The sequence below is a fragment of the Tardiphaga sp. genome (assembly GCF_044340795.1).
Taxonomy (GTDB): Bacteria; Pseudomonadota; Alphaproteobacteria; order Rhizobiales; family Xanthobacteraceae; genus Tardiphaga.
This window is the reverse complement of record NZ_JBIISY010000403.1, coordinates 1-3,437: the sequence shown is the minus strand read 5'-3', so window position 1 is coordinate 3,437 and position 3,437 is coordinate 1. Positions and strand designations below refer to the sequence as shown.

Sequence of the window (3,437 nt, the reverse complement as noted above, 5' to 3'; positions counted from 1 at the left end):
GTGTCCTTTCACCGACACGCGTGTGAATAGATCGAGATATTCTTCATCTAGTTGGATTCTATCGGAAAGGTCCGCGACATTTTGTAGACCGGCAGAACCAGATACTAATTGTCGCCCGCTCGGTGGTAAGGCGCCAGCCCCGGGTGAACCTCTTATCATTCGATCGGAAAACGAAAGTTCAGCGCCGGCAATCTTCACGTTGCTGATCTTCCGCGCATACTCTCGCATAAGTTTTGCTGTTTCATCACCGAAAGATCCGAGTGTGAAGAGCAGTGCCAGTCCGATTCCGCCCACAGCTAGGCCGCGGGACAGCTTTTTATCACCGGAGTGCCGTAGAACAGCGTTGATCCAGATTCCGAACAGCGGGCCCCAGAACATGCCGAGCAAGATTGTGAAACGATTGCGAGAGACTGCCCCAGAGGGCAGAAAGCTTTGGTGAACGATCAGTGCCGTTCCAACAAGTGCGAAGCTGAAGGCTACGCGGAATATGCGCCGCGCTGCCGTTCGTGTCGTTGGGGTGAGGTGGATTGCGATGCCCCCGATGTGCCCATCGGGCTTTGACATTGCGAAGCCTGGTGGACCGGGGGAGTCTCGGGGCACCCTGAACCAAGCGAGCGCCTCATAGACGACGAATCCGAGCGTTCCGAAGAGTAGGAATAGCTCCATTGTCTCACCCCTTTTCAGGGTGTGTATTGTATCGATGCAATTTATGAGTGCAACACGTTATTTGTCGTTTGCAAGTCGCCCATGCGCGAGCGCTGGTTGTTAGCTGCTCGCGTCTTCCAGCAGTGCGCTGGCGGAGAGCCATTGTTCTTCTGCGCGGGCCAGGGCATCGGCCGCTGCGGCCCGGGCTTTGGTCAGTTGCGCCGCCTGTTTGGGATCGCGGGTGAAAATATCCGGCAGCGACAGCGCGGTATCGATCTTCTCGATAATGCCGGTGATGCGCTCCATCTCCGATTCCGCTTCGGCGACCTGCTGCCTTGGCGAGATGCGCTTCTCTTTCGTGCGCGCTGGCTTTTCCTCGCCCGCAGCACGCTCGCGCGCCGGCGTGCGGGGATCGCGGGTCTGCATCACCAGCTTGCGATAGTCTTCGAGATCGCCGTCGAAATTGGTGACGGTCTTGTTCGCCACGACCCAGAGCTGATCGGCACAGGCCTCGATCAGATAGCGGTCATGCGAGACCATGATCACGGCGCCCGGGAATTCGTTGATGGCTTCGGCGAGCGCTGCGCGGCTGTCGATGTCGAGATGGTTGGTCGGTTCGTCGAGGATGATGAGGTTCGGGCCATAGAAGGTCGCGAGTCCCAACAGCAACCGCGCTTTTTCACCGCCGGAGAGGCTCTTCACGATCGTGTCTGCAGCCTTGCCGGAGAAGCCGATATTGCCGGCGCGTGCGCGGACTTTTGACTCCGGCGCTTCGGGCATCAGCTTGCGCAGGTGGTCATAGACCGATTGGTCCATCACCAGTTCATCGACCTGATGCTGGGCGAAATAGGCGACCGACAGTTTGTCGGCGCGTGTCGTCGAGCCCGAAAATGGCTGTAGCTTGTTCGCGATCACCTTCACCAGTGTCGATTTGCCGTTGCCGTTGGAGCCGAGCAGGGCAATGCGGTCCTCGGTATCAACGCGCAACGTCACCTTGTTGAGCACGGGCTTGCCCGGCTCATAACCTACCGACACATTGTCGAGCGCGAGGATCGGTGGCGACAGGATTTTTTCCGGGGCGGGGAAATGGATCTCGCGCACCTCGTCGCTGATGATGGCGGCGATTGGCTTCATCCGCTCCAGCATCTTCACGCGCGATTGCGCCTGGCGGGCTTTCGTTGCCTTGGCCTTGAAGCGATCGACGAAGTCCTGCAGCCGCTTGCGCTCGGCCTGCTGGCGTTCGAAGTTCTTCGCGTGCAGGGCTTCGCGATTGGCGCGGAATTCCTCGTAATTCGAATAGGTGCCGCGATAATGCACCAGCTTGCCGCGGTCGAGATGCAGGATCTCGTTCACCGACACATCGAGCAGATCGCGGTCATGGCTGATGACGATCACCGTGCGCGGATAGTTGGCAAGGTGATCCTCCAGCCACAAGGTGCCTTCGAGATCGAGATAGTTGGTGGGTTCGTCCAGCAGCAGCAGGTCGGGCGCCGAGAACAAGGTTGCCGCCAGCGCCACACGCATCCGCCAGCCGCCGGAGAATTCCGAGCAGGACCGAAGCTGGTCCTCGGCGGAGAAACCGAGGCCGCTCAGAATGGCCGCGGCGCGGGCCGGGGCGGAATGGGCGTCGATATCGACGAGACGCGTCTGGATATCCGCGATGCGATCCGGATCGGTGGCGGTCTCGGCCTCGGCCAGCAGTGCGTGACGCTCCACATCGGCCTTGAGCACGACAGTGATCAGGCTCTCCGGACCATCCGGTGCTTCCTGGGCAAGGCTGCCGATCCGCCAGCGCGGCGGGATAGTGATGCTGCCACCTTCAAGCGAGAGGTCGCCTCGGATGGCATGGAAAAGCGTCGATTTGCCAACGCCATTGCGGCCCACAAAGCCGACGCGTGCGCCGGGGGCGATTTGCACCGTGCTTTCGTCGATCAGAAGCCGGCCGGCAATGCGGATGGAAATGTCGTTGATGGAGAGCATGCGGCCTTGTCACCGCTGCTGCGCACAAAGGCAATAACGATTTGGGCAACGGCGATTTGCGGTCAGGCGCCGTCGTCGTCGCGCTGCTGGAACTGACTCAGGAGCATCTGGAGATGCGAGGGCAGGGCCTCATCGGTTCCCATGTCCCGGCGCAGCCTCTCCCCGATGGCGTTGCAGATCGCCGCAGTGGTGCCACGGTCCATCTCGTCATCGCCGTCATTGGTGAGAGGTGAAGCCATGTCCATCCAGAAAGGTCGGTTGTCGTACAGATACCAAGGCAAGTCAGGCGGGGTGAAAATGTTTCCCACTTTCCGGATTTCAGCGCCGATCGCTCAAAAAAGGGTGAAATATCCACAGGTGCAATGCGAAAACGCCCGGCCGGGAGGGTCGGGCGCTTCCTGTGGTAAATAGTTAGTAGCAGCGGTTGACCGAGCGCCAGCGTGGACCCCATGGGGTGGGAACCACCCGGCGGACCCAGCAGCCGCCACCGCCGTAATAGACCGGGCCGCCAGCAAAGCGGGGCGGGCCGCCCCAGCCGCGGTGCCAGCCACCATCCCAGCCGCCGCCGTGCCATCCACCCCCGTGCCAGCCGCCATGTCCGCCCCAGGCCGAGGCGGCGGTCGGCGCCAAAGCTGCGGCGCCAAGGGAAGCCACAGCCACCAAAGTCAGTGCGATCTTGCGGAACATCGTGATCTCTCCTCGTCTGGCACGTCCGTTGGCCGGTGGATGCCGCCGGAAGCGGGTGGGGCGTGCTATGGATGGAGACTAGGGTTGCCCGGCTGAACAGGATCCGTCCGCGACCGTCAAGAACG

General features: G+C 61.1%; 4 protein-coding genes. All 4 read right to left on the bottom strand.

What is annotated here, in order from left to right:
* Positions 1–564: hypothetical protein (locus ACIQ17_RS32295; protein WP_398473636.1), on the bottom strand; the 564-nt coding region annotated here is incomplete at its 3' end.
* Positions 565–765: 201 nt separating this feature from the next.
* Positions 766–2,625, bottom strand: coding sequence for an ABC-F family ATP-binding cassette domain-containing protein (locus ACIQ17_RS32290; protein WP_398473635.1), 1,860 nt, complete (start codon positions 2,623–2,625; stop codon positions 766–768).
* Positions 2,626–2,687: 62 nt separating this feature from the next.
* Complete coding sequence (locus ACIQ17_RS32285; protein WP_398473634.1) at positions 2,688–2,864, bottom strand: hypothetical protein; 177 nt, start codon at positions 2,862–2,864, stop codon at positions 2,688–2,690.
* Positions 2,865–3,036: 172 nt separating this feature from the next.
* Positions 3,037–3,312 (bottom strand): sulfur globule protein precursor, encoded by a 276-nt coding sequence (locus tag ACIQ17_RS32280; RefSeq protein WP_398473633.1) that lies wholly within the window; start codon positions 3,310–3,312, stop codon positions 3,037–3,039.
* Between the last annotated feature and the right edge of the window lie 125 nt (positions 3,313–3,437).